Genomic DNA, 6,556 nt, shown 5'->3' with positions numbered 1-6,556 from the left:
CTCACGGTCGCCACAGCGAAAATGCCCTGTCAAGGCGGAAAAGCTGCCTTGACAGGGCATTTTCGATGTGGCAAGGCTGCGCCTGATCAGCGAGACCCTCCCCGCCCCTGCCCTCCGGGAAAGTTTGTTCTGATCATTTGGCCGCCGGTTTGTGCTCGGGGGCCGCGCCCGCTGGGCAGTGCGGGGGTTGGGAGTGCGGCGGGCGCTCTTTTCTTTTGGTCTCTGCCGGTTTCGCTGGGCTCTTGGTACCTGCCGGTTGGGCGGTGCTCCTTTGGTACCTGCCGGTTGGGTGGGTGCTCGCTTGGTTCGCGCCAGTCGGGCTGGTGTTCTCTTGGTTCCTGCCCGGTTATGCGCATTCCCTTGGTGCCTGCCTGGTGAGGCCGCGCTCTTGGGTGCCCGCCGGTTCGGCCGCGCTCCCTTGGTGCCTGCCCGGTGGAGCCGCGCTCCTTCGGGTACCCGCTGGTTAGCTGCGCTCCCTTGGGTACCCGCCGGTTTCGTCGAGTTGCGCTACTTGCCCATTCCCGTCGCGCAGTCAGCTGTTGCCCGGACCACATGCGGTCCAACAGGTCTAGAGCATCACAACGCCGTTGGTGAAAGTACTAACGGCTCCCGGGCGATCATGCGCCATGGCCTCTTTTCGTTCCCTGCGCGTGGTCCACAGCCGCTCGCCCGCTGTCACGCGGGCGGTTGGCATCCTCGAAGAGTTGGCGCGCAGCCCGGAACCGTTGTCGCTGACGGAGCTGGCGCGGCGGTTGGACCTGGCCAAGTCCACGGTGGCCAACCTCTGTGCGGCGCTGGAGGCGTGTCGGATGGTGCGTCGGCTCGGTGGGCGGTGGGCCCTCGACCACAAGGTCGTCGAGTTGGGGCAGGGGTTCTTGGCGGGTACGTCGGTGGTCGACGAGTTCTTGAGGCATGCGGCGTGCATGCCGGTCGCGTCGAAGGAAACTGTGCTGCTGTCGGTGTTGGACGAACTGGACGTGGTGTACCTGGCCCGGCACAACGGGAAGCAGGACGTGCACCTCGCGTCCGATGTGGGCAAGCGGGTCCCCGCTGTCATGAGTGCGGCCGGGAAGGCGATGCTGGCCGGGACGCCCGCCGAGCGGTTGAAGGTGGAGCTCGGGGACAGGGAAGAGATTCGGCGGCAGGGGTATGCGGTCGACAACGAGGAGAGCACGGTCGGGGTCACCGCGTACGGGGTTGCTCTGGGTGGAGAACGTGGAGTGTGCGCGGCGGTGAGCGTGGCCATTCTCAGTGCGCGGGCCACGCCCGAGTTGAGGGAGCAGCTGGTCGGTGATCTGCGCAGGTTGGCGGCGCACCTCACCGCTGTTTCCGCGCATTGAGGAAATGTGCGTACTAGCAGAAGTTCTACACGTCCCCGTGGGCGGAAGCTTTCTCAACAGGAAAAAGCTTATGCTGCAAGAAGAAGTATACATCCGTCCATTGTGGAATGGAGTAGGGAACGTGGAGAGCACCGATTGGGAAACCGTGCTGGACCAGGCGGCCAGCGCCGCGCGGGAGTGGGCTGCTACCAAGCCCGCCGACCGCGCCGCGGTGCTGGACCACATCGCCTACACGCTCGAGCGCGACGCCGACGAGCTCATCGCGCTCGCCGGGTGGGAGTGCCGGCTGCCGTTCGACGGGCTGCGGCTCGATCTGCGGCGGTGCACGTTTCAGCTCCGGGAGTACGCGCGGCATCTGAGGGCCGGGCGGTTCCTCGGGGCCATGGTGGACCACGCCGACCCGAACTGGCCCGCTGGGCCGCGGCCCGACCTGCGGCGCATGCTGGTGCCGGTGGGGCCGGTCGCGGTGTTCGGGGCGTCGGCGTTTCCGTTCGCGTTCTCCGTCGCTGGTAGTGACACGGCCGCAGCGCTGGCCGCGGGGTGTCCCGTCGTGTTGAAAGCGCACCACACGCACCCCGAGTTGTCGGATCGCACGGCTGAGCTGGTCGTGCGGGCATTGGCCGAGCGGGGTGCGCCGGAAGGGGTTTTCGCGCTGGTGCACGGGGAGCGCAGTGGGCGCGACCTGGTCTTGGACCCGCGGATCAAGGCCGTGACGTTCATCGGGTCGGCCAAGGTGGGGCGCGAGCTGTACGCGTTGGCTACCGGGCGCGAGGAGCCGATTCCGTTCTACGGCGGCTTCGGCAGTGTGAACCCGGTGTTCGTCACGCGCATCGCGGCCGCGCGGCGCGGGGTTGAGATCGCGCGGCAGTTCGTCGAGGCGTACACGCACTCCGGTGGGCAGATCTGCACCAAGCCCGGTGTGTTCGTGGTGCCGTCGACATCGGTGCTCGCCGAGGCCGCCGCGCAGCAGGCGCGGGACACCAGGGTCGAGCCGCTGTTCAACACCCTCGTCGCCGAGCGCTACGAGGAAGGGCTGTGGGAGCTGCGCGACAAGCTCAAGCCGCTCGTCGACGGTGACGCGACGGCCGACGGGCACACGCCGACGTTGTTGCTCACCACGGCGAAAGACGTTCTCGCGCAACCGGAGGACGCGTTGAGCGAGTGCTTCGGGCCGGTCGCGGTGGTCGTGCACTACGACACCGACGAGGAGCTGCTCGCGCTCGCCAGGGCGCTCCCCGGCCAGCTGACGGCGACCGTGCAGGGTGAGAACGGCGACGCCGTCGTGCCCGAGCTGCTCGCCGAGCTCGCCGGGCGCGCGGGGCGGGTCGTCTGGAACCAGTGGCCCAACGACGTGTCCGTCACGCCCGCCATGCACCACGGCGGCCCGTACCCCGCGACGACCGCGCCGCACCACACGACGGTCGGGGTCGGTGCCATCGCGCGGTTCCAGCGGCCCGTCGTGTTCCAGGGGCTGCCGCGGCACCTGCTGCCCGACGTGCTCCGCGAGGAGAACCCCTTGGGCGTGCCGAGGCTCGAAGACCAGTGACCTCACCCGGCGCAGCGCGCCAGCTGCGCCGGGTCGGTCAGGAAGATGGCTTTGCGCTCGATGCTGATCCACCCGCGCTGCGCGAACTCGGCCAGGGTCTTGTTCACCGTGTCGCGCCGGGAACCGATGTACTGGCCCAGTTCCTCCTGGGTGAGGTCCTCGATCACGAGCACCGCGCCGCCGAACCGGCCTGCCAGCCGCAGCAACGCCTTCGCGAGGCGCGCGGGTGCGTCGACCTGCACCACGTCCATGCGCATCTGGAAGCGCTCCCGCTGCCTGCGCGCGAGCGTGGCGAGCAGGTGCTCGGTGATCTCCGGGCACATCACGAGCCACTTGTGCAGGTCCCGCAAGGAGATCCGGCCCGTGCGCACGTCGGTGACCGCGATCGTCGTCGTCGTGGCGGGGCCCGCGTCGAACAGCGTCGGCTCGGCCAGCACGTCGCCTGCCCCGTGGAAGTCCAGCAGCAGCTCCCTGCCGTCGGCGGACGTGCAGGTCGTCTTCGCCTTGCCGGATCTGATGACGTGCAGCACGTCGGTCCGGGTGCCGAGGCGGAGGATCGTGTCGCCCTTCGCGAACTCGACGGGTTCCAGTGCGCGGGTGAACTGGCTCCACACGCCGGGCCACATCTCGCGCATCGTTGCCGTTGCCGGACGGGGTGCCAGAAGCTGTTGAACCACTACCGACTCCGGTTGTTTCGTCGGGGTGAAGCGGATTCAACGACGACGTTAGGCGGGTGCCCACTTGCATTGCGCTCGAAAGAACTGGTCGTTCTTCCATGCGCCTACCTGCTGAAATGGGGCATGAACTCCTCCACTCCTGACTGCGCGGTTGCGCCGGGCGACCTGGTCGCCCAGCTGCGCGAGGAGTTGCGCCCCGTGTACCGGGAGGCGGCGCAGAACGTCCCGGGGTGGGAGGAGCGGGCCGTCTCGATCGCCACGCGCATCGGTGACCAGCTGGCGTCGCTGCGGATCACGCGGTCGAGCCTCGTGTCCGCGCTGCGCACCGTCGACCGGCTGCTCACGCAGGCCGTCGCGGTCAGCGTCGGCACCGCGCTGCAGGTCGCCGCCGTCGGCACGATCGTGGCGATGGAGGTGCTCAGCGGATTTCACGAGGGGCAGGGCATGCGCGACGAACGCGCGCTCGCGGAGGCACTGCTCGCGGGCCGTTCCGTACCGGCGGACGCGGGCGTCGCCGGGTCGGTCTTCTCGGTGATCTCGGTGCGCGCCAACGGTTCCTCACCATCCGATGTGGAGAACGCGTTCCGCGCGCAGGCCGGTGAGGTGGTGCCGAGCCTGTTCGGCACGGTGTCGTCCGCGACCGGCCACCTGCTGGTGCCGCTGGAGGAGGACGTCGCGGTGGCGCTGTGCGAACGCGTCCGCCACGAGCTGTTCGGCTCGGTGTGGCTGTGCGTGTCCGAACGCCCGGTCGGCGAGATCCCGCTGGCCTGCAAGGAGGTCGACGACCTGCTGGAGCTGGTGACGTCGCTCGGCCGCGCGCCGGGTGTGTACCGGATCACCGACGTGCTGTTCGAGTACGCCGCGGTCGCGACGCCGGAGGTGAGCGCCGAGCTCAGCCGCGTCGTCGCGCCGCTGCTCGCCAACCCGGTGCTCGTGGAGACGCTGACCGCGCTCGTGGAGGCGGACGGCAACCGCGCACTGGCCGTCAAACGGCTGTTCATCCACCGCAGCACGATCGACTACCGGTTGTGGCAGGTGGAGCAGCTGACCGGGTTGTCACCGGTCAACCCGCGCGACCTGGCGGTGCTCAGCACCGCTCTCGCGGTGAGTGGTCGCGCTTCCACGAACTGAGACGTCACGACAGCCCAACGTTAAGACCTACCCAAATCGCCTACACCGTCTCGACAGGTGCTTTGTAGGGTGCCTGGTGAGTCGATCGTGGAGGCTGGCCCTGTGACTTGTACCGAGGACATGTCGATGTCCCGGCCCATCGGCATTTCCGCAGGTGCCAAACCCCCGTTACCCGAGACGACAGCGGCTCGCGCGCTGCTCACGGGTGCCGAGGTCGCATCGGCGCCCGACCTGCCGCCCGCCTACGCCGTCGCCGCGTTCCGCTCGGCGACACCGAGCGGTGCCGCCGAGGTCGCGTCGCTGCTCAGGACCCGTGCCGGTGCGCTCTCGCTGCTGTCACCGCGCGGCGGGTACGTGCTGCTCCCGTGCCCAGTCAGCCGTCACGCGGGTGACATCGTGCGCGACCTGCACTCGCGGATCGGCGACGGCACCTGGATGGGCGTCTCGTGGGGGCGGCGGGCCGACCTGCCGCACGTCCGCGCGACCGCGGCCGACGTGGTGACCGTCGTGCTCGCCAGCGCGCGGGACGACGGCGTCTACGAGCTGCGCGACGTGCTGACCGACGTGGCCGTGCTGCGCCAGCCGTCCGTGTCCGCGCGGCTGGTCAGGATGATCCAGCCGGTGGTCGACCGGCCTCAGCTGCTGGAGGCGCTGCGCGCATTCCTCGACGAGGACGGCAACCGGGCGGGCGCGGCCAGGCGGCTGCTGATCCACCGCAGCACGCTGGACTACCGGCTGCGCGCGATCGAACGCCTCACCGGTGCCCGCCCGACGTCCCCGCTCGGTGTGCTCACCCTGGACGCCGCGCTGACCGCGCACGCACTGGTCCTGGCGCACCCGTTCCTCCCGCCCCTGTAGCTCCGGCGCGTCACCGGCCGGTCAGTGCTGCCTTGCGGCGCAGCAGTTCCGCGCGCCTGCGGCGTCCGGTGACCAGCAGGGCCAGCGCCGCGGTGACGAGCACCAGGCCGGTCGCTGACGCGGTGAGCACGGCGGTGGTGCCACCGCGTGTGGCCGCCACGAGCACCAGGCCCACCGCGGTCGCGCCGGAGAACGTCAGCGCGAGCACTCCCGCGATCACCCGGTCGCGGGCGAACAGCGGCACCCGCCGGGTGAGCGTCCACCCGGCGAAACCGGCCCAGCCGAGCCCGGCCGCGACGATTCCGCCGAACGCCACGTGCGTGCGCAACGGCAGCGAAGGCTCAGTGGCCCACAACGCTCCGACCAGCAGCGCGACCGTCAACCCGGCCAGCCCGACCGCCGCGTACCGCACCCGTCCGGCCAGCGACAGCCCGGCCAGCACCGCGTCCGCGGACAGCGTCGGCTCTTCGAACTCCTTCACCGCCCGTACCCCCTCTCCACCATCGCGTCGCGCAACATCCGGCGCGCGCGGAACAGCCGTGACTTGACGGTGCCCGCGGGCACCCCGACGACCTCGGCGCACTCCTGCAACGACAGGTCGTGCACGTGGAACAGCACCAGCACCTCCCGCTCGAGCAGCGGCAGGTCCGCGAGCCCGGCCAGCAGCTCCACCCGGTCCAGCGGGTCGTCGTGCTCCCCAACCGGCTCCGCGACGGGTTCCGCTCGCGTCGCGTACTGGGCGCGCAAGCGGTTGGCCAGTGTGCGGCGGGCGATCGTGAACAGCCAGGGCGCGAACTTCTCCGGCGTGCGCAGCTTCGGCAGCCCACGCAGCACGGCGACCCACGTCTCCTGGGTGAGCTCGTCCGCGGTCTCGGCGTCGCCCGCCATCCGGCGCGCGTAGTTCCAGAGCTGCGTGTGCCAGGTGCGCACCAGCTCGGCGAGCGCCTCGCGTTCGCCCAGCTGACACCGGACCACGAGCAATGCGGTGGGATCCACGTCACCTC

General features: G+C 70.0%; 7 protein-coding genes. 4 read left to right on the top strand and 3 right to left on the bottom strand.

Annotated features, from left to right (window positions below; translation table 11 throughout):
* Positions 1-626 precede the first annotated feature (626 nt).
* Together FKR81_RS18475 and FKR81_RS18470 are read left to right on the top strand one after the other, a co-directional pair.
* Entirely contained in the window at positions 627-1,340 is a 714-nt protein-coding gene (locus FKR81_RS18475) for an IclR family transcriptional regulator (RefSeq protein WP_146353302.1), read from the top strand.
* Between the two features lie 121 nt (positions 1,341-1,461).
* Entirely contained in the window at positions 1,462-2,886 is a 1,425-nt protein-coding gene (locus FKR81_RS18470; RefSeq protein WP_235921626.1) for an aldehyde dehydrogenase family protein, read from the top strand.
* Positions 2,887-2,888: 2 nt separating this feature from the next.
* Here FKR81_RS18470 and FKR81_RS18465 read toward each other — a convergent pair whose 3' ends face one another.
* Entirely contained in the window at positions 2,889-3,521 is a 633-nt protein-coding gene (locus FKR81_RS18465) for a Crp/Fnr family transcriptional regulator (protein WP_146353300.1), read from the bottom strand.
* Positions 3,522-3,686: 165 nt separating this feature from the next.
* On the opposite strand from FKR81_RS18465, the gene FKR81_RS18460 reads away from it, so the two are divergent.
* Together FKR81_RS18460 and FKR81_RS18455 are read left to right on the top strand one after the other, a co-directional pair.
* Positions 3,687-4,694 carry a PucR family transcriptional regulator gene (locus tag FKR81_RS18460; protein ID WP_146353299.1) on the top strand — a complete coding sequence of 336 codons (1,008 nt, stop codon included), beginning with the start codon at positions 3,687-3,689 and terminating at the stop codon, positions 4,692-4,694.
* Positions 4,695-4,820: 126 nt separating this feature from the next.
* The gene (locus FKR81_RS18455; protein WP_146353298.1) at positions 4,821-5,552 is read left to right on the top strand and encodes a PucR family transcriptional regulator; all 732 of its coding nucleotides are present in this window, start codon (positions 4,821-4,823) and stop codon (positions 5,550-5,552) included.
* A gap of 10 nt (positions 5,553-5,562) precedes the next feature.
* Here FKR81_RS18455 and FKR81_RS18450 read toward each other — a convergent pair whose 3' ends face one another.
* The gene (locus FKR81_RS18450) at positions 5,563-6,033 is read right to left on the bottom strand and encodes a transmembrane transport protein (protein ID WP_146353297.1); all 471 of its coding nucleotides are present in this window, start codon (positions 6,031-6,033) and stop codon (positions 5,563-5,565) included.
* Positions 6,030-6,548 (bottom strand): RNA polymerase sigma factor, encoded by a 519-nt coding sequence (locus FKR81_RS18445; RefSeq protein WP_146353296.1) that lies wholly within the window; start codon positions 6,546-6,548, stop codon positions 6,030-6,032. Before FKR81_RS18445 ends, FKR81_RS18450 begins: the two co-directional genes overlap by 4 nt.
* Positions 6,549-6,556: the final 8 nt, after the last annotated feature.

Source organism: Lentzea tibetensis (genome assembly GCF_007845675.1).
Taxonomy (GTDB): domain Bacteria; phylum Actinomycetota; class Actinomycetes; order Mycobacteriales; family Pseudonocardiaceae; genus Lentzea; species Lentzea tibetensis.
Note: the sequence above shows the minus strand (reverse complement) of the source record. Positions and strands in the feature narration are given on the sequence as shown.

Coding starts and splice junctions, on each gene's coding strand:
- FKR81_RS18475 (WP_146353302.1), top strand. CDS start 627: ATGGCCTCTTTTCGTTCCCTGCGCGTGGTCCACAGCCGCTCGCCCGCT.
- FKR81_RS18455 (WP_146353298.1), top strand. CDS start 4,821: ATGTCCCGGCCCATCGGCATTTCCGCAGGTGCCAAACCCCCGTTACCC.
- FKR81_RS18465 (WP_146353300.1), bottom strand. CDS start 3,521: ATGCGCGAGATGTGGCCCGGCGTGTGGAGCCAGTTCACCCGCGCACTG.
- FKR81_RS18460 (WP_146353299.1), top strand. CDS start 3,687: ATGAACTCCTCCACTCCTGACTGCGCGGTTGCGCCGGGCGACCTGGTC.